Genomic DNA, 21,143 nt, shown 5'->3' with positions numbered 1-21,143 from the left:
GTATCAGGTGTCGCGTGAGATCAGCGTGTTGCTACTATCTAAATTAACTGCACAAATCTATATACAAAATAAGGCAGTACAAAGTTGATGCTAAGATGAACTCAGATTTTTGAAATGTTATTACTGTGCAATACAAGACGCTATATAAGATAATTATTATTCAATAGATTCTGTAAAATTCACTATTTAAATAGACCATTAAAGTACATTTTAAATAGATAAAAAAATGACCTTAGCGAAGATACGCTAAGGTCACGTTTACAACAAATAAATTAGCCTGGGAAAATACCGCGTTCCATACGTGCTTTCAAGATACGCTCACAACCTAAAATAAAGGCAGCCGTTCTTAAACTACATACTTTGTCATTTGAGGTCTGCCATACATCATTAATCGCTTGAACCATTAATTTATCGAGTCTTTGGTTAATTTCTTCTTCCGACCAGAAGTAGCTCGACATATCTTGAACCCATTCAAAATAACTGACCGTTACACCACCCGCATTACAAATCACATCTGGTACAACCGTGATACCACGTTGGATTAAGATATCATCTGCTTCTGGATAAGTTGGACCGTTTGCCCCTTCGAGTACCAATTTCGCTGTTAATTTCTGTGCGCGTTCAACCGTGATTTGACCTTCCAATGCGGCAGGAATCAAGATATCCATTTCAACATCCCAGAAATCTTCATCGCTAATCGCTTGAGCACCAGCAAAGCCCCCCACACCTTGATTACTTTCTAGATAAGTTTTTAAAGTAGCTAAATCAATACCTTGAGGATTATAAATCGTCCCTGTATGGTCTTGAATCGTTACAATAATAGATTTCGAATCGGCAAATAGATATGCAGCTTCACTACCAACGTTACCAAAACCTTGGACAGCAACTCGTGCACCCTCTAAAGGAAGTTTAATTTTTGCGGCAACTTGTTGACCGGTAATAAATACACCACGACCCGTTGCTTTAATACGTCCTAAAGAACCACCTAAATGAATCGGCTTACCTGTAACAACACCTGTTACGGTATGGCCTTGACCCGAAGAATATGTATCCATAATCCAGCCCATAACGTTAGGATTGGTGCCAACATCCGGCGCTGGAATATCTTTTTGTGGGCCAATGATATGGCTAATTTCACTGGTATAACGACGTGTTAAGCGCTCTAACTCACGTGGAGAAAGCTGACGAGGATCAACACGAACACCACCTTTTGCACCGCCAAAAGGTAGGTTTAAAACCGCAGTTTTAATGGTCATCCATGCAGAAAGTGCCATCACTTCATTGAGATCTACATCTGGATGGTAACGGATACCGCCCTTACCTGGACCACGCGATAAGTTATGTTGAACGCGATAGCCTTCGAAATGACGGATTGTGCCATCATCCATTACAATCGGTACATCGACAATCAAAGCACGTTTTGGTCGCTTTAAGGTGTCGACATAATCTTTCAGATGTTCTAAATACGGTGTAACTCGCTCAATCTGTTCGAGGTAGGTAGACCATGGACCGTTATTTTGAGAGATATAAGATAAATTAGACATACTTTGCTTATCCTTTTGATGAAGTCACTTGAATCATCAATCAAATATGTAGTTAAAAATAATATAAGCGGCTAATTTGGCAGTTCTGTTGTCCAAATCAAACCGCGGATTACATTCAGCCACATCAAAAACTTTGATCTTGTCAGTTTTTTTAATGGCTTCTAATAATGGGTCAAAAATAGATAAATCGATTCCTTTCACCGCAGGTGCGCTGACACCCGGCGCAATGCTAGCGTTAAATACATCAAGGTCAACCGTAATATACAAATAGTCTACTTTTTTAATAAAATTATTTATTCTTAAGATTAAATTTTCAACATTTTGCAGTTTTAATTCATAATCGTAAATATAATTACAGTTTAAACGCTCTGCTGTGTCAAACAAAATTTTAGTATTTGAATGCTTGGCAACACCGATACACATGTAGTTAAATTCTTGATGAAACTGTTCTGATAGTTTAGCTGCATTTAAAAAAGGTGTGCCTGAAGTGACCTGTTCAGCTTCACGCAAATCAAAGTGTGCATCGAAGTTAATAATGCCGATTTTCTTATTCAGATGATTATTTTGAATGTATTGAAATAAACCAGAAAAACTCCCAAAGGCAACTTCATGTCCACCACCTAACACAATGGGCTTCATGTTGGAATTTAAACTACGTTCAACTTGATGCGCTAATTCCGCCTGCGCTATTTCAAGTTCAGCATGATCACAAAGCACGGTGCCTAAATCGATAATGGTCACAGGTTGATGCACAGGTAAATTTGCCAATTGAGCACGAATCATATCTGGTGCATCCGCTGCACCTAAACGTCCATGGTTGCGTTTAACACCTTCATCTGAACTAAAACCAATAAAAGCAAAAGATGCTTGAGGACTGGTATTGATCACTTGATGGAGACGTAGATGTGCATCACCTTCCCCATCTTGTCGTCCTTGCCACTTAAATGAATGATTCATTATTAATATCACTTTATAAAAATCAATCTCAAGCTGAGATCAAGATTTCATTTCCATGTTGGATGATTCGTTTTGATAAATCACCGCCAAGCCAATACACAATCTCAGATGGATGCTCAATATCCCAAGCAATAAAATCCGCCACTTTACCCTGTTCTAATGTGCCATGCGTATCTTGTAAGCCGAGTGCATAAGCAGCATGCGTTGTGACACCTGCGAGTGCTTGTTCTGGTGTTAAACGGAATAATGTACTACCCATATTCAGCATTAAACGTAATGACAAGGCTGGCGATGTTCCTGGATTTAAATCACTGGATAATGCGATACGTACACCATGTTGCTGCAAACTATCTAAAGGTGGATACTTGGTTTCTCTCAGAAAATAGAATGCTCCCGGCAATAACACAGCAACTGTGCCTGAAGCAGCCATGGCTTTGGCATCAGCTTCAGTCATGTATTCCAAATGATCTGCGGATAAAGCATGGTAATGTGCAGCAAGCGTTGAACCACCGAGGGACGAAAGTTGTTCTGCATGTAATTTAACAGGTAGGTTTAATGCCTGAGCTGCTTTAAAAACACGTTCAACTTGTGCAGGTGAAAATGCCAAATGCTCACAGAAAGCATCGACTGCATCGACTAAACCTTCTTGATGCAGTTTGGGTAACATCTCGGTACAGATATGTTCAATATAAGCATCACTTTGATCTTGATACTCAGGTGGCAAAGCATGCGCTGCCAAACACGTACTTTTTACAGTCATCGGTAAAGTTTGAGCGACTTGACGAATCACACGGAGCATTTTACGTTCATTGCTATAGTCCAGACCATATCCCGACTTAATTTCAATGGTGGTTACACCATCTTTAAGCATACAACGAATACGTTTGAGTGCCGAAGCAAGGAGCTGCTCTTCGCTTGCTTCTCGTGTTGCTCTTACAGTGCTTGCAATACCACCGCCACTCGCTGCGATTTCCGCATAACTGACACCTTGCAAACGTTTTTCAAACTCAACACTGCGATTTCCGCCAAATACACTATGCGTATGACAATCAATTAAACCGGGAGTCACCCATGCGCCATTGAGGTCAATGATCTCAGTATAGTCATCTACAGGAACATCTTTTTCTGCGCCAATCCAGTGAATATGTTGTGCTAAAGTGACGATTGCAGCAGATTCAATACTGGAATATTGCCCATCTTGCATGGTTGCAATATGACAATTTGTCCAAAGTTTTTTCATTGACATTTCCTCTTGCTGCTCATGCTTTAAGCACGCTTGAGCAGCTTCAGTATCAGCTTTCCATTTCGATGTTTTGTTGGAGATCTGGTTTTTCTTTTACTGAATTTTGCTTGGGCTTCACCCATATCGTGTAAGCAATCCAGAGTAAAACCAACCATGTTATACCGACATAAAGTGCAGGTCTTGAGTCTGGGAAATATCCCATCATGGCTAAAATAAACAGCATAAATACAATGGCAAATGCAGGTGCATAAGGCCAGCCAATCACAGGAAAATCTAATGCTTTAATTTCTGATTTAGACAGTTTACGGCGCATGCCCACTTGAGAAAGTAAAATCATTAACCATACCCAAACCGTTGCAAATGTTGCAATTGATGCGATGATAATAAATACATTTTCAGGAATCAGATAGTTAAGCACTACCCCAATAAGTAACACCCCCGCCATCACCACTACAGTCATCCATGGAACACCATTACGTGAGAGTTTCTGGAACACTTGAGGTGCTTGTTTATGCTTAGACATACCATAGAGCATACGCCCTGCACCAAATACATCACTATTGATCGCGGAAATTGCAGCTGTAATGACCACAATATTTAAAACAGTTGCTGCAGATTTGATGCCTAAATTTTCAAAAATTTGTACAAATGGACTGCCTTGGCTACCAATTTGATTCCATGGGAAAATCGACATCAATACAAAAATCGTCAGAATATAAAAAAGTAAGATACGCACAGGAACCGCATTAATCGCACGAGGAATCGACGTTTTCGGATCTTGTGACTCACCCGCTGTAATCCCAATGATTTCGATGCCACCGAATGCAAATACCACAACAGATAAACAGGCAACTAAACCCATAATCCCATTTGGCATAAAACCTTCATGAATCCATAGGTTTTGAATACCTGGTACAAAACCAGTGTGATCGGCATTGAAGCCATAGAACATCAGACCAAAACCACCCAAAATCATGGCAACAATAGCACTGACCTTGACGATGGATAACCAGAACTCCACCTCACCAAAGACTTTAACGTGGATCAGGTTAATTGCCCCTAAGAACATAATCAGCGATAAAATCCAGATCCATCGTGGCACATCGGGGTACCAAAACCCCATATAGATACCGAAAGCAGTCACGTCAGCCAAGGCGACAATGATCATTTCAAAAACGTAGGTCCAACCTGTGGTAAAACCAGCTAAAGGACCAATATAATTTGAGGCATATTCACTAAAAGAACCTGATACAGGGTTATGAACAGCCATTTCCCCTAATGCTCGCATCACAATATAAATTGCAATCCCTGCAACCATATAAGCAATTAAAACAGACGGACCAGCCATTTTAATTGCCGTTGCTGATCCATAGAAAAGCCCCGTGCCAATCGCTGAACCCAATGCCAAAAAGCGGATATGACGGGTGTTTAACCCCCGCTGTAATGTGGAGTGTTGTGACATTATAATCTCCAATCCTTGAGGAAATTTAGTTAGATTCGGTCACTCCATGTGACCGTTTTATTGATCACACTTCGGACAAGCTCGGTAGTAGCTTTGCAATGAGCAATTCGTTCAGACAACCACTTGCGAGCAATTCACTTGCTTGTTCGATATCTGGCGCGAAGAAACGATCTTCACTGTAATACGCCACTTGATCACGCAGAATTTTTCGGGCACGCTCAAGTTTAGGAGAGCTTTTCAATCCTTCACGGAAATCAAGTCCTTGACATGCACCTAACCACTCAACTGCAAGAATGCCGCGAACGTTATCAGCCATATACCACAAGCGTTTTCCTGCATTAGGCGCCATGGAAACATGGTCTTCCTGATTTGCAGAGGTCGGTAAACTATCAACACTGGCAGGATGTGCAAGTGCTTTATTGTCACTCGCTAACGCAGCAGCTGTTACTTGAGCAATCATAAAGCCCGAATTCACCCCACCATTGGCAACCAAAAATGGAGGAAGCTGTGACATATGGCGATCCATCATCATCGAAACACGACGTTCAGACAGTGAACCAATCTCTGCAATCGCTAAGGCTAAATTATCAGCAGCCATTGCCACAGGTTCAGCATGGAAGTTACCCGCTGAGATTACGTCACCTTCTGCCGCAAACACCAATGGGTTATCTGAAACTGCATTCGACTCAATCGCTAATACTTCTGCTGCTTGGCGAATTTGCGTTAAACAAGCCCCCATCACTTGAGGTTGACAACGCAGTGAATACGGGTCTTGAACCTTGCTACAATCTTCATGTGAATGTGCAATTTCACTTGATTCAGTCAATAAGTCACGATATGCAGCGGCAACATCAATTTGACCACGCTGACCACGAACTTCATGGACACGTGCATCAAACGGCGCACGTGAACCGAGCATAGCTTCAACGCTTAACCCACCACAAACGGTCGCAGCAGCAAATAAATCTTCAGCTTCAAATAGACCACGTAATGCGTATGCTGTTGAAACCTGTGTACCATTTAAAAGTGCCAAACCTTCTTTGGCTGCTAAAGTAATGGGTTCTAAACCTGCGATTTTAAGTGCTTCAACTGCTGGGAACCATTCCCCTTTATAGCGTGCTTTACTTTCACCGAGTAAAACCAGAGACATATGTGCAAGGGGTGCCAAGTCACCTGAAGCGCCGACTGAACCTTTTAATGGAATATGTGGATAAACTTCTGCATTGATCAAGGCAAGGATTGCATCAATCACTTTAGGACGGATACCAGAAAAACCACGTGCCAAACTATTGGCCTTTAACAACATAATTAAGCGAACCATCGCATCATCTAAAGGTACTCCCACACCAGCAGCATGAGAAAGTACCAATGAACGTTGTAACTGTTCTAAGTCTTCAGGAGCAATTTTACTTGAAGCGAGTAAGCCAAAACCAGTATTGATACCGTAAGCTGTGCGTCCTTCATTCACAATCTTTTCGACACATGCAACACTGGCATTGATGCCAGCATAAGCACTGTCATCAAGTTTAACTTTGATTGGATTTAAATACGCTTGGCGAAGATCTGCGAGAGTGAGCTTGCCTGGTTGAATTAAGAGTTCCATTTTGACGTCCTGTTTTACGCTATATTGTTCTCTTACGATGCTACTTACACAATTGCAAAAAGCATCGTAATGTCCATGTCTTTTATTTGGTGATCATCGGCAAGTTCAAACCTTGCGCTTTGGCACATTCGACGGCAATATCATAACCAGCATCTGCATGACGCATCACGCCTGTTGCTGGGTCATTGGTCAATACCCGAGCAATACGTGCTGCTGCTTCATCGGTACCATCACAAACAATCACGACACCTGAGTGTTGAGAGAAGCCCATCCCGACACCACCGCCGTGATGTAATGAAACCCAAGTCGCGCCACCTGCTGTATTAAGTAAAGCATTCAATAATGGCCAATCAGATACAGCATCGGAACCATCTTGCATTGCTTCAGTTTCACGATTTGGACTGGAAACCGAACCTGAGTCTAAATGATCGCGACCTATGACGATTGGTGCTGAAAGCTCACCACTACGTACCATTTCATTAAATGCCAGACCTAATTTTGCACGCAAGCCTAAACCAACCCAGCAAATACGTGCTGGTAAGCCTTGGAAGCTAATCCGTTCTCTTGCCATGTCTAACCAACGATGTAAATGTTCATCATCTGGAATCAATTCTTTAACTTTTGCATCTGTTTTATAGATATCTTCAGGGTCACCTGAAAGTGCAACCCAACGGAATGGTCCAATACCACGACAGAATAATGGACGGATATAAGCAGGTACAAAACCAGGGAAATCAAATGCGTTTTCTACGCCTTCTTCCTGCGCCATTTGACGGATATTATTGCCATAGTCAAAGGTTGGAACACCCATTTTTTGGAAATCCAACATCGCTTGTACATGCTTCGCCATAGATTGTTTTGCAGCTTTTACCACTGCTTCTGGCTCAGTTTTGGCACGTTGACGATATTCTTCCCATGTCCAACCAATGGGTAAATAGCCATTGAGTGGATCATGTGCACTGGTTTGATCCGTCACCATGTCCGGATGAACGCCACGGCGAACTAATTCAGGTAAAATTTCAGCTGCATTGCCATGTAGCGCAATCGAAATCACCTTGCCTTCTTTGGTATAACGGTCGATACGCGCCAAAGCATCATCTAAATCTGTTGCTTGTTCATCGACATAACGTGTACGTAAACGGAAATCAATACTGGCTTGCTGGCATTCGATATTAAGCGAGCATGCGCCTGCCAATGTCGCAGCTAAAGGCTGAGCCCCTCCCATTCCACCTAAACCAGCAGTCACCACCCAACGACCTTTTAAGTCCCCGTTGTAGTGCTGGCGACCAGCTTCAACAAAAGTTTCATAGGTGCCTTGTACAATGCCTTGGCTGCCGATATAGATCCAAGAACCTGCGGTCATTTGACCATACATTGCCAAGCCTTTGGCATCTAGCTCGTTGAAATGTTGCCAATTTGCCCAATGTGGAACTAAGTTTGAATTGGCAATAAGAACACGTGGTGCATCTTTATGTGTTTTGAATACGCCGACGGGTTTACCTGATTGAACCAATAAAGTTTCGTCATTTTCTAAAGTTTTAAGTGTTTCAACAATCTTGTCATAACATTCCCAATTACGTGCAGCACGACCAATACCACCGTAAACAACAAGCTCTTTTGGATTCTCTGCGACATCAGGATCAAGATTATTCATCAACATACGCAGTGGAGCTTCAGTCAACCAACTTTTTGCATTGAGCTTAGTACCACGAGGTGCGCGAATTTCTACATCACGAAATTTTGTTGTCGTTGTTGTCACAATAGGACTCCTTCCTTTGAGTTTAAACCAGCAAATTAAACTGCATTCACTGTATAGCAATGTACTAACTTGTATATACATCTATATACTACACAAATCTTTAATATTGAAAAGATGCTTTTTAAATTATTTTTAAAAAAATTTATAAACATATAAAATAAATAGATTTATTTTTCATAAAAACAAAAAACGCAGACAACTTAAGGTTGTATGCGTTTAAGTAGAATCAATAAAATTTAGATTTTTGTGAGTTGTATTAGACAAGTTTGCTTTAAAAATTGCTGATTTAAAATGATTGTCTTTAATGATTTTTCATCTTCGAGTTTAAGACTGTCCTGATGTTCCAAATGAAAAATCTGTTGACCAATTTCGATAACTAACACCTCAACACTCTGATTAAAAACAAACATCACGTCAGATAATATGGGTATTTCTAAGGCTTCTGGAGAGAAAATCCACTGATACTGCGCATCAAACTTTTTTGGATTAAAAATCAAATTAAAATCGCGAATGTACCCTGCCAGCAATTCACAACTGACCACGCTGTCTCCACGAAACTCGACGGACTGCAATGTTTTTAAATACTTAAAATCATCATCTATACGCAGTGAAAGACCTTGACCTTCCAATACCGTCAAAAAGCGATTCATCCCATTAAACTTGGAAAAATCACTCGATGTTTTCACATCGGCCATCGAAATCCGCCAATCAAACTCAACTAAGCTTTCACCGACACTACGGGCGATTTCAAGCGTATAGCCTTTCCCATTTTTCCATCGCATTTTTTTGTAATGGCTGGCTTTTAAAAGCTCAATCATTGGGTAAATTTACCTTCCAAATAATAGCGACTGCCAGGATAAATCAGTCTTGCACTGGAGATCAGTTGTTTATTGGACCATGTTCTACGGCGGATCAATAAACAAGGCTCTGTTTTATTGATTTTTAGCCATTTACATTCTTGTGCTGAAGCAAGAATAGCAGTAACCACATGCTCACCTTCAGTAACAGGTGCTTTTGACATTAAATAGGCATTAGGCGTGATAGTTTTAAAATCTTGTGCCAAATAATCTGGAATCAGTACGGGATCAACTAAACGATCTTCGATCTGCACAGGCACATCATTTTCATAATGCACAATGATCGAGTGAAATAGTCGTTGTCCTTCTCGAATTTGCATTAATCGACTTTGTTCTTCATTGGCTTGAATTTGTTCAAGTACCAATACTTCAGCATGATGTTTATGATTTCTCGCAATAATTTCTTCTGCAATATTATTCACATGAAATAATGCTGTACGACCTTGCCCTTCAGCGACAAAAGAGCCAACACCTTGTATACGCACCAATAAACCTTCACTGGTCAGTTCGCGCAATGCCCGATTGACCGTCATACGACTACAACCCAGTAAATTCACCAACTCACTTTCTGAAGGAATTTTTTTATTTACAGTCCATGTTCCTTCATAAATTTTTTGTGAAATCATTTGCTTCACGCGCAAATACAAAGGAACAGGACTATCTTCTTCTAGAGATAAGTCTAGATCATTGTGCTTTGACGCTCTTGACATTGGCTAAAACTCATACAAAATATTCTAACTCATTGTATCTTGAGTCGATGTTATTTGTATATACAAGCCTATACAAATAATCATGATAAAAATATCCATTACTCATCAATGGCATTCCAACTTATATCCATTTAATCATTTTGCTTTTACATCATTTAATCATAGATGGTGTAGCGGTCACCCAACGAATATTAATCGGCTTTGTTTGCAGCGCAAGGTTTGACTTCGTCTACGCAAAAGAATTTAAACTTTAAATGTAAAGTGTGGCTGTGTAAGTTTTAATCTCATCAGCTAGATTTTTAAATCCCTTTTGCTAAGTTTTTACTCAGATTGTTTGAATCCTCCCCCTTGCGAAGTGAATACTTCTCACCTTTTTTGAAGGAGGGAGTTTTTCGTTACTCAAATAAATTGAGTTTAACCATACAGCGTGTTGCTATCGCGTGGCGACATAAATAAGAAGACAAAAGCCTCCTTATTTATTCAATCAAATTAGAAAGTCTTTCTTAAACTCAACCAGTACTGGTGATTATCACGGTCTTGCAACTGCTCTGGCGTATTTCCAATTGGAAAGGCAACTTCTGCATTGGCTTGAATATTCCACGCACTCGTCCAGTTCAAACCTAAACCTGCACTACTGATTTGAACTTGATTATCGCCTGTCACACCTGCCCAACGCTTAGCATTTAACGTGACTTCTGCTGTATCGATAAATACTTTCCCTGTTAGCTGATGCTTTGCATCGGCAAATAAACTTTGTCTCAGTTCTGCCGTGGCCAAATAACCTGTAGAGCCTGCAAATTGACTCGATTCATAACCACGAACATTAAATGGACCACCACCTAGATATTGCTCTGCACTGTCTAGATTATAAGGACTGTATTGTCCATAAACTCCCAAATAGCCTTGCGTGCCCTTATTGCTTAGGTTTTGTAAGCGTGACAGATTCAATGTAGCTGTATAGTAGTCTCCAGCTGTCTTCGCTGTTTGCGCATCTAAAGCAGCGGCATCATCGTTTTTAAATTTCACACGACCATAACTGGTTGAGGCACCATATTGGGTTAAGCCTCCACCCAAGAATTGATCGAACTGCGAGCCATCCAGTCGGGCAGTCACCACGTCAATATTTCGATGTTTGTAATATTGATTGAGCTGAATATCATCTTTCAGTTGTTTATGATCATATTGTAAGCTGAGAAGGACTTCTGCATTATTGGTCAGTAAGGCAGGTTGGCTAATGAATACGCTACTTTGTGCAGCACTCCCTTCTGCGCCAATGTTTTTTAGCTCTTTTCCAAGTTCATAATCTAGATAAGAATAACTTGCGCCTGCCCGAGTACCCATTCCTGTAAAGGTAAATGCATAACCCACGCGCCCGTAGTTCATGCGTTTGCCTGCAGTCATTACATCTAAACTCAGTTCATCGCCTAAGCCTGCAAGGTTGTTGGCAGAAATTCCAGCGGTTCCACGCACTTGACTGGTATAACGATTACCAAAGTTATCTGCGCCAATATAACCATTCAACATGCCTGCATTTTGTACTTCAACATTGAGTTGGCTACTTCCGACTGTTGCACCAGGGGTCAAAACATTTCGGGTATTGACCCCATTTAAACGATTGAGCAGTTTGAGTTGTTGTTGCATCTGGTCACTGTTGATCCGCTCACCTTGTTTAAGTGGTGCAACGGTTTGTTCAATTAGCCAGTTTTGCGTTCGACTTTGATTATCAATCTGGGTTTGATCATAATACGCTTCGAGTACATTGATACGTACTACACCCTGACTTAGATTCTGCTGAGGCAGATAAGCCCGACTATAGGCATAGCCCTGTTGCTGGTAGTAAGTGGTAATCTTTTGGGCTACTTGCCAAAGTTGCTGAAGACTCAATTGTTTACCTTCGGCATCCGCCACTAAGTGATGCAATTGCGCTGTGCTAAAACGACTATTTCCAGTGATTTCAATTTTGCGTACAGGAATTTGGATATCAGGTGAGTTAGGTACGTTATTGCTTGCTGAACTTTCTATCTGAACAGCAGCCTGTGGTTCAAGGCTTTGTCCTTGTTGCTGTTGTTGTAGCAGTTGACCCGCATTAGGTGCTGGCGCTGCATGGTTACTGCTGGTCAAAAGCATCAGACAAGCAGCCACAGATGTTGCCAAAATATTGTGTTGTTGTTTCATCAATTAGTGCTCCCCTGCCAAAATTTGAATACCTGCAGTGTTAACTCCACCTTGGCGTACATCTAAATCAACTGTATTTAAGACGTTATTGGTTTCAGGCAAATAACGCGGTCGTTTGAATTGTATGGCTTGTAAATACGCTGCAGGGGTTAACAGATAAATATCAGCTGTGGTCACAGCGGTGGTATCCACAAGTTTGTAGTTTTGAGCATCTAAGCCACCTAGACTTAAAGCTGTAATCGATACATTTTTTGCTTGCCCTGAGGTTGCACTGTCAAATTGTCCTATTGCTGTTGCAACGTTTAAATTATCCCCAGCGTAGATCCCGTTGAATTGTGCGTTGCTGAGATTAAGTTCAGCGGCAGTTAATCCATTATAAGTACGATTGTTGGCCGTAATTCCAGCAATGTTTTGAATATTGGCTTGGCGAATATCTGCCGTAGTTTGTGCAGTGTTATTCACCAACTCGTAGTTGTGTGCATCTGCACCACTTAAACTGACACCCTGAATCGAGACTTGTTTTGCTATACCCACATTTTTATCACCGAATTGTCCAGTTGCTGTTGCAACTTTCAATTCATCGCCTGCAACCATACCAGTGAATTGTGCTGATCCAGTATTTAATGTTGCGTTGGTGGTTGCATCATAAATACGATTATTGGCGCTAATGTCTGTCACTTGGTTAATTTTAGCTTTCGCAATATCCAATGCACCATTAACAAAAGTTAGCTCATAGTTTTTGTCTGCACCCGTTGCAGTATTGGCGTATTTGCCAGCATCTTTGCCGGTAACCGTTGCGCTTACACCAGATAATACAGATTCTGTCTCTCCATTGACTAAACCAGAAGCACTAAAACCAGCAGCAGTTTGATCTTTACCGTTATAGGTGGTTGATACACTATTGGCGGTCACAGTGGCTTTAGCTTTAGCAATATCTAATGAGCCATCAATAAAACTAAGATCATAGTTCTTGTCGAGACCTGTTGCAGTATTGGTGTATTTGCCAGCATCTTTAGCAGTCACCGTTGCTGAAACACCTGATAAGACCGATTCAGTTTCACCATTGACCAAACCTGTTGCACTAAAACCAATAGCCGTTTGGTCTTTACCGTTATAGACTGTATTTAAGCTATTGGCGGTCACAGTAGCTTTGGCTTTGGCGATATCTAATGAACCATCAACAAAACTTAACTCGTAGTTCTTGTCTAGACCCGTTGCACTATTGGTGTATTGGCCAGCATCTTTGCCGGTAACCGTTGCAGTTACACCTGACAATACCGATTCTGTTTCACCATTGACCAAACCTGTCGCACTAAAACCAGCAGCTGTTTGATCTTTACCGCTATAAACCGTATTTAAACTATTGGCGGTGACAGTGGCTTTAGCTTTGGTGATATCCAAAGAGCCATCAACAAAGCTTAGTTCATAGTTTTTGTCTAGACCCGTTGCACTATTGGTATATTGACCTGCATCTTTAGCAGTCACAGTAGCTGAAACACCTGAGAGTACTGATTCAGTTTCACCATTGACCAAGCCTGTTGCAGTAAAGCCAGTAGCTGTTTGATCTTTACCATTATAAGTAGTTGATACACTATTGGCGATCACAGTGGCTTTAGCCTTAGCAATATCTAATGAGCCATCAATAAAACTAAGATCATAGTTCTTATCTAGACCTGTGGCTGTATTGGCATAACTACCTGCATCTTTACCTGTGACAGTTGCTGAAACACCTGATAATACCGATTCAGTTTCACCGTTGACCAAACCTGTTGCACTAAAGCCAGCAGCTGTTTGATCTTTGCCGTTATAAACCGTATTTAAACTATTGGCGGTGACAGTAGCTTTGGCTTTGGTGATATCCAATGAACCATCAACAAAACTTAACTCGTAGTTCTTGTCTAGACCCGTTGCGCTATTGGTGTATTGACCTGCATCTTTAGCAGTCACCGTTGCTGAAACACCTGAGAGTACCGATGTATCTTCCCCATTGACCAAGCCTGTTGCAGTAAAGCCAACAGCTGTTTGATCTTTACCGTTATAAACCGTATTTAAACTATTGGCGGTGACAGTGGCTTTACCTTTGGCAATGTCTAATGAGCCATCAACAAAACTTAACTCGTAGTTCTTGTCTAGACCCGTTGCGCTATTGGTGTATTGACCTGCATCTTTAGCAGTCACCGTTGCTGAAACACCTGAGAGTACCGATGTATCTTCCCCATTGACCAAGCCTGTTGCAGTAAAGCCAACAGCTGTTTGATCTTTACCGTTATAAACCGTATTTAAACTATTGGCGGTGACAGTGGCTTTAGCTTTGGCAATGTCTAATGAGCCATCAACAAAACTTAACTCGTAGTTTTTATCTAGACCCGTTGCGCTATTGGTGTATTGACCTGCATCTTTGGCAGTCACTGTTGCTGAAACACCTGATAAGACTGATTCAGTTTCACCATTGACCAAACCTGTCGCACTAAAGCCAACAGCTGTTTGATCTTTACCATTATAGGTAGTCGATACGCTATTGGCAGTTACTGTAGCTTTCGCTTTGGCAATATCTAATGAGCCATCAACAAAGCTTAGCTCGTAGTTCTTGTCTAGACCTGTTGCGCTATTAGTGTATTTGCCAGCATCTTTAGCAGTCACCGTGGCTGAAACACCTGATAAAATTGATTCAGTTTCACCATTGACTAAACCAGAAGCGCTAAAGCCAGCAGCCGTTTGATCTTTACCGTTATAGGTAGTCGATACGCTATTGGCAGTTACGGTGGCTTTGGCTTTCGCAATATCTAATGAGCCATCAACAAAGCTTAGCTCATAGTTCTTATCTAGACCTGTTGCAGTATTGGTATATTGACCTGCATCTTTAGCAGTCACCGTTGCTGAAACACCTGACAATACCGATTCAGTTTCACCATTGACTAAGCCTGTCGCACTAAAACCAACAGCTGTTTGCTCTTTACCGTTATAAACCGTATTTAAACTATTGGCGGTGACAGTGGCTTTAGCTTTGGCGATATCCAAAGAACCATCAATAAAACTTAACTCATAGTTCTTGTCTAGACCTGTTGCAGTATTGGTATATTTGCCAGCATCTTTAGCAGTCACCGTTGCTGAAACACCTGAGAGTACTGATTCAGTTTCACCGTTGACCAAGCCTGTTGCACTAAAGCCAACAGCTGTTTGATCTTTACCATTATAGGTAGTCGATACGCTATTGGCAGTTACTGTAGCTTTCGCTTTGGCAATATCTAATGAGCCATCAACAAAGCTTAGCTCATAGTTCTTATCTAGACCTGTTGCAGTATTGGTATATTGACCTGCATCTTTAGCAGTCACCGTGGCTGAAACACCTGATAAAACTGATTCAGTTTCACCATTGACCAAACCTGTTGCAGTAAAACCAGTAGCAGTTTGATCTTTACCATTATAGGTGGTTGATACGCTATTGGCGGTGACATTGGCTTTCGCTTTGGCAATATCTAATGAGCCATCAACAAAGCTTAGCTCGTAGTTCTTGTCTAGACCTGTTGCGCTATTAGTGTATTTGCCAGCATCTTTAGCAGTCACCGTGGCTGAAACACCTGATAAAACTGATTCAGTTTCACCATTGACCAAACCTGTTGCACTAAAACCAGTAGCCGTTTGATCTTTACCATTATAGGTGGTTGATACGCTATTGGCAGTAACAGTGGCTTTAGCTTTAGCAATATCTAATGAGCCATCAATAAGCGTCAGATCATAGTTCTTATCTACACCTGTTACTGTGTTGGTGTATTTGCCTACATCTTTGCCTGTGACAGTTGCCGAAACACTTGACAATACAGTTGTAGTTTCACCATTGACCAAGCCTGTTGCACTAAAGCCAGCAGCTGTTTGATCTTTACCGTTATAGGTAGTTGATACGCTATTAGCCGTAACAGAGGCTTTAGCCTTAGCGATATCCAATGAGCCATCAACAAAGCTTAGCTCGTAGTTCTTGTCTAGACCTGTTGCGCTATTAGTGTATTTGCCAGCATCTTTAGCAGTCACCGTGGCTGAAACACCTGACAATACCGATTCGGTTTCCCCATTGACCAAGCCTATCGCAGTAAAACCAGCAGCAGTTTGATCTTTACCATTATAGGTGGTAGATACGCTATTGGCAGTTACTGTGGCTTTGGCTTTGGCAATATCTAATGAGCCATCAATAAGCATCAGATCATAGTTCTTGTCTACACCTATTACTGTGTTGTTGTATTTGCCTGCATCTTTGGCAGTCACCGTTGCTGAAACACCTGACAATACACTTGTAGTTTCACCATTGACTAAGCCTGTTGCACTAAAGCCAATAGCCGTTTGATCTTTACCATTATAGGTGGTTGATACGCTATTGGCTGTTACTGTCGCTTTAGCTTTAGCAATATCTAATAAGCCATCAATAAGCGTCAGATCATAGTTCTTGTCTACACCTATTACTGTGTTGTTGTATTTGCCTGCATCTTTGGCAGTCACCGTTGCTGAAACACCTGACAATACACTTGTAGTTTCACCATTGACCAAGCCTGTTGCACTAAAACCAGCAGCTGTTTGATCTTTACCGTTATAAACCGTATTTAAACTATTGGCGGTTACGGTGGCTTTGGCCTTAGCAATATCCAAAGAGCCATCAATAAGCGTCAGATCATAGTTCTTGTCTACACCTGTTACTGTGTTGTTGTATTTGCCTGCATCTTTAGCAATCACCGTTGCGCTTACGCCTGATAATACTGACTCTGTTTCACCATTGACTAAGCCTTTCGCACTAAAGCCAGTAGCCGTTTGGTCTTTACCGTTATAAACGGTTGATACGCTATTGGCGGTGACAGTAGCTTTAGCTTTAGCAATATCTAATGAGCCATTAACAAAACTGAGCTCATAGTTTTTATCTATACCTGTTGCGGTATTGGTATATTGACCTGCATCTTTAGCAGTCACCGTGGCTGAAACACCTGACAATACCGATTCAGTTTCACCATTGACTAAGCCTGTCGCACTAAAACCAGCAGCCGTTTGATCTTTACCGTTATAGGTCGTTGTTACACTATTGGCTGTTACTGTCGCCTTAGCTTTGGCGATATCCAAAGAGCCATTAACAAAACTTAGCTCATAGTTCTTATCTGTACCTGTGGCTGTATTGGCATAATTACCGGCATCTTTACCTGTGACAGTTGCCGAAACACCTGACAATACAGTTGTAGTTTCGCCATTGACCAAGCCTGTTGCACTAAAGCCAACAGCCGTTTGATCTTTACCGTTATAGGTGGTTGATACGCTATTGGCTGTTACGGTGGCTTTCGCTTTCGCAATATCTAATGAGCCATCAATAAGTGTCAGATCATAGTTCTTGTCTGCACCTGTTACTGTGTTGGTGTATTTGCCTGCATCTTTAGCAGTCACTGTTGCAGTTACGCCTGACAATACAGTTGTAGTTTCGCCATTGACCAAGCCTGTTGCACTAAAGCCAGCAGCCGTTTGATCTTTACCGTTATAAACCGTATTTAAACTATTGGCCTTTACAATGGCTTGTGCTTTGTGAATTGTGGCACTTGAACCTATAGGCTGACTAAAAGTATAATTTCCTGCATCCGCACCTGTTAAGTTATAGCCTGTTACGATCACAGATCGGATTCCTGCATTCTTATCTGTAAATGTACCTATACCACTACCAGTCAATCCAACAAAATCTCCAGCAAATGGATTGATTGAAGCAGTACCATTTAAGGTCGCATTGAACAAGCCATCATACGTTTTATCTGCAACACTTATTCCATTAATGGTTAAAACTGCAGGCGTTATACTGGCTTTAAGATTTGTCGGCTGCAGCAAGTTGTAATTTAAAGCATCTGTTCCAGTCAGCGTATAACCCGACACAATCACATTTTTATTATTGCCCACATTTTTATCAGTAAATGATCCAAATCCAATACCCGAAAGTGTCACTGAATCACCTGACAGCACTGTCACTCCAGCAGTACCCGATAATGTTGCTACTTTTGATGTATCATAGACTTTGTCAGCAACGCTCAAGCCATTAATATTTAAATCTCTTTTCGCGATTGTTAATGAACCTGATCCACCATTTTCTTTATAAATTACATCATCGCCAAACTGTGTTATATTTGCCGCGATTGGAACACCACTAATCAGGATTGAGCCATCATTTAAACTATAAATCCCTGCATTTTTACCAGTTGTTTTATAATTCAGCCCTGAAGCCAGCGTTCCAGAAGCTATCGATCCATCATAAATTTTGTCAGAAAAATTAGCGACAATTTCTGTAACCAAGGGTTTAAGGAAATGACGTAGTAACGGTGCAGATCTTCCTTCATAAATACGCCAGACTTTTCCTGTACCACCTGCATCATCAATATCCCAACCTGCAAAAGTAGAAATTTGCTGAAGTTCTGTTGTGGTTTTTCCTATACCACCCGCACTGCTTGTTCTTCCAGAAGTACTGGTGTTCCAGAAACTATTTGTGGTTGTACCATTACCACCACCAACGAGACCACCAACAAAAGTATTCCCAGTTACACTTCCAGAAGAATAATTTTTGTCAACACTTCCGCCATTGAAACCCACCAGTCCTCCAACATATTGATTTCCGATGACAGTACCTGTTGCATAAGAGTTATTGATTTGCCCTGATATTCCACCAACTAAACCACCAATATAATTATTTCCTGTCACTGCACCTGTTGCAAAAGAAGAACTTACAACTCCGTCACTATAACCAACCAAACCACCAATATAATTATTATTAGAATATTTTCCTTTTACAGTCACATTGGCATAAGAATTTAAGATATTTCCTGAATTATAGTTCCAACCCACCAATCCGCCATACTGCTCGGTATTACCTGTGACTAAGCCAGCATTGACATAAACATTATTAATCGTGCCAAGATTAAGCCCCACGATCCCACCTGTTTTTCCATAACCTGAATAACTTATATTATTCAGTCCAAGATTTTGTATAAGTGCATTCTGATGCGTAATCGCAAACAGTCCAATGCCCTGATACATAGAGTCAATACTTAATCCACTAATCGCATGACCTAATCCATCAAACCGTCCACGAAAAGCTTGTTGTGATAGATCCATTGGACTTAAAGTTGCATTATAAAAGCCAATTGGGTCGAATCCGGTATAGCCATTCCACTGCCATGTACTACTGGCATCTATGTCTGCACCCAACACATAATTACCACTCAGGTTACCGTTGATCCCTTGTAAATCTTGACTTGTAGTCGAACCCTGTGCGCCCAAAGCCGTAATGACTTGATAGTTAATGGTAGCAGCCGTTCCTTTTTGGGTACTAAAATTCTGCCCAGCCTTTAAGTTTATTTTTGCGCCAGTGTTAATATAGTAATTAGCATTGGTATTGGCTGTATTTTGTCCATATATCAAATTAAGTTTGCCACTGTTATTGGTCGCTGTGATGTTGGCATTAATGTTGATGTCATTTTGTGCATTTAAAGTCAGGCTGGTCGCACTCCCCCAAGTCACATCAGCATTCACATTGATATCACCCTTTTGGTTACCCGTAGAGCTAGTTAGCAATATGACATTACTGGTTGCAAGACTGCTTGCTAAAGTGGTTGCGCCTATGCCGCTACTACTTGCCGATGCATTACCTGAATTAATACTGAAATCGGTAGGGTCGATCAACCAGTTTCCGATTTTCCCGCCCTCAGAATGAGAGGACACTATCGTATTATTATTAATCTTTACTTTGGCTGCTGAAGTTTCAATAAACCCACCATCTTGACCATTTTTCCCTTCAGCTTTAAGCAGGCCACTGACATTTGTTTCACCATTTTGCATATCACCTAACAAAATGATTTCACCTTTGGCATTTTGGCTTAAGCGATTCGCTTCAATAATCCCACTATGATTGACCACGGCTTTACTTAAACTGTCTTTGGCTTTTGCAGTTAAATATACAGCGCCATTGTCGGCAAGAATTGCACCACCATTGTCCACCAAGCCTTTTAATACCCCTTGATCAACTTGGTACTGGGTCAGTGAACCATCCTGTAAAGCAAGAGTGACTTGACTGGCAGCAGTGAGATGAGTAACGCCATTCGGTGTCACAATAGAGCCGGTATTTTTAACATTGGGCGCAATCAGCGCAACAGTTCCACCTGATAAAGTTTGAATACTACCGTTATTTTCTATCGTTGCTGTGCTATTGGCATTGGCTTTTAAAGTATATTTTCCATTTTGAATATCCGCATCGTTCAAACTTAAAGTTGAAGCAACCAAACCACCAACATTCACTTGAGCTGTCTTAGAAAAAACCACACCATTTGGATTGAGTAAAAACACCTGCCCATTGGCATTTAAACGCCCCATAATCTGCGATGTATTGCTATCCAAAACCCGATTAATGGCTATAGATGACTGGTTTTGTTGATTAAAATTAACCGTTGCATCTTTACCAATATTAAAAGTATTCCAGTTGGTCGAAAGGTTTTGACTATTTTGATGAATATTTAAAACGTTGCCATTTTGGGAAATGTTGGCTGAACCTTGAGTGATATTGGCGCCTGTAGGCAGTTCAGTATTAGAAATTGCGGCATAAATCGATAACGGCAATAAAGCCAGCCCCAAAAAAGCCAATCGGATTAAATTTATCCCTGATGCTTTATGAACACCGCCCTTCAGTGCGTTTTTATGGTCTACAGTACTTTGTGAAGTATTATGATTTTTTGCCAATTCTGAAACTGCTTGCCAGCACCTAAGTTGTGAATTCCAAATAACTTTATAAATTTTGTTCATGATAATCCCCAAATCCACATTTTGATCAAATATCAAT

10 protein-coding genes are annotated in these 21,143 nt (G+C 41.0%); all 10 read right to left on the bottom strand.

What is annotated here, in order from left to right; genetic code table 11:
* Positions 1-272: 272 nt before the first annotated feature.
* On the bottom strand, positions 273-1,544 hold the full coding sequence (locus AC4CUY_RS06490) for a Glu/Leu/Phe/Val family dehydrogenase (protein ID WP_056515924.1): 1,272 nt from the start codon (positions 1,542-1,544) through the stop codon (positions 273-275).
* Positions 1,545-1,580: 36 nt separating this feature from the next.
* The gene (gene hutG, locus AC4CUY_RS06485; RefSeq protein WP_490773837.1) at positions 1,581-2,501 is read right to left on the bottom strand and encodes a formimidoylglutamase; all 921 of its coding nucleotides are present in this window, start codon (positions 2,499-2,501) and stop codon (positions 1,581-1,583) included.
* A 28-nt stretch (positions 2,502-2,529) separates the two neighbouring features.
* Complete coding sequence (gene hutI / locus AC4CUY_RS06480) at positions 2,530-3,741, bottom strand: imidazolonepropionase (protein WP_490773836.1); 1,212 nt, start codon at positions 3,739-3,741, stop codon at positions 2,530-2,532.
* A gap of 52 nt (positions 3,742-3,793) precedes the next feature.
* Positions 3,794-5,206: an amino acid permease gene (locus AC4CUY_RS06475; protein WP_490773835.1), complete on the bottom strand. Its 1,413-nt coding sequence runs from the start codon at positions 5,204-5,206 to the stop codon at positions 3,794-3,796.
* Positions 5,207-5,270: 64 nt separating this feature from the next.
* Positions 5,271-6,809, bottom strand: coding sequence for a histidine ammonia-lyase (gene hutH, locus AC4CUY_RS06470; RefSeq protein WP_336954745.1), 1,539 nt, complete (start codon positions 6,807-6,809; stop codon positions 5,271-5,273).
* An 82-nt stretch (positions 6,810-6,891) separates the two neighbouring features.
* Positions 6,892-8,568 (bottom strand): urocanate hydratase, encoded by a 1,677-nt coding sequence (gene hutU, locus AC4CUY_RS06465; protein ID WP_490773834.1) that lies wholly within the window; start codon positions 8,566-8,568, stop codon positions 6,892-6,894.
* A 236-nt stretch (positions 8,569-8,804) separates the two neighbouring features.
* Positions 8,805-9,386 carry a HutD/Ves family protein gene (locus AC4CUY_RS06460; protein ID WP_419328846.1) on the bottom strand — a complete coding sequence of 194 codons (582 nt, stop codon included), beginning with the start codon at positions 9,384-9,386 and terminating at the stop codon, positions 8,805-8,807.
* Entirely contained in the window at positions 9,383-10,135 is a 753-nt protein-coding gene (gene hutC, locus AC4CUY_RS06455) for a histidine utilization transcriptional repressor HutC (protein WP_004721807.1), read from the bottom strand. The genes AC4CUY_RS06460 and hutC overlap by 4 nt, the downstream gene beginning before the upstream one ends.
* Positions 10,136-10,624: 489 nt before the next feature.
* Complete coding sequence (locus AC4CUY_RS06450) at positions 10,625-12,310, bottom strand: ShlB/FhaC/HecB family hemolysin secretion/activation protein (RefSeq protein ID WP_419360328.1); 1,686 nt, start codon at positions 12,308-12,310, stop codon at positions 10,625-10,627.
* Between the two features lie 3 nt (positions 12,311-12,313).
* Complete coding sequence (locus tag AC4CUY_RS06445) at positions 12,314-21,106, bottom strand: MBG domain-containing protein (protein ID WP_490773833.1); 8,793 nt, start codon at positions 21,104-21,106, stop codon at positions 12,314-12,316.
* Positions 21,107-21,143: the final 37 nt, after the last annotated feature.

This window comes from Acinetobacter sp. 778_lipA (assembly GCF_058242985.1).
Note: the sequence above shows the minus strand (reverse complement) of the source record. Positions and strands in the feature narration are given on the sequence as shown.

Excerpts from the sequence above, each read along its gene's own strand:
- AC4CUY_RS06490 (WP_056515924.1), bottom strand. The coding sequence starts at position 1,544 with ATGTCTAATTTATCTTATATCTCTCAAAATAACGGTCCATGGTCTACC.
- hutG (WP_490773837.1), bottom strand. The coding sequence starts at position 2,501 with ATGAATCATTCATTTAAGTGGCAAGGACGACAAGATGGGGAAGGTGAT.
- hutI (WP_490773836.1), bottom strand. The coding sequence starts at position 3,741 with ATGAAAAAACTTTGGACAAATTGTCATATTGCAACCATGCAAGATGGG.
- AC4CUY_RS06475 (WP_490773835.1), bottom strand. The coding sequence starts at position 5,206 with ATGTCACAACACTCCACATTACAGCGGGGGTTAAACACCCGTCATATC.
- hutH (WP_336954745.1), bottom strand. The coding sequence starts at position 6,809 with ATGGAACTCTTAATTCAACCAGGCAAGCTCACTCTCGCAGATCTTCGC.
- AC4CUY_RS06460 (WP_419328846.1), bottom strand. The coding sequence starts at position 9,386 with ATGATTGAGCTTTTAAAAGCCAGCCATTACAAAAAAATGCGATGGAAA.
- hutC (WP_004721807.1), bottom strand. The coding sequence starts at position 10,135 with ATGTCAAGAGCGTCAAAGCACAATGATCTAGACTTATCTCTAGAAGAA.
- AC4CUY_RS06450 (WP_419360328.1), bottom strand. The coding sequence starts at position 12,310 with ATGAAACAACAACACAATATTTTGGCAACATCTGTGGCTGCTTGTCTG.
- AC4CUY_RS06445 (WP_490773833.1), bottom strand. The coding sequence starts at position 21,106 with ATGAACAAAATTTATAAAGTTATTTGGAATTCACAACTTAGGTGCTGG.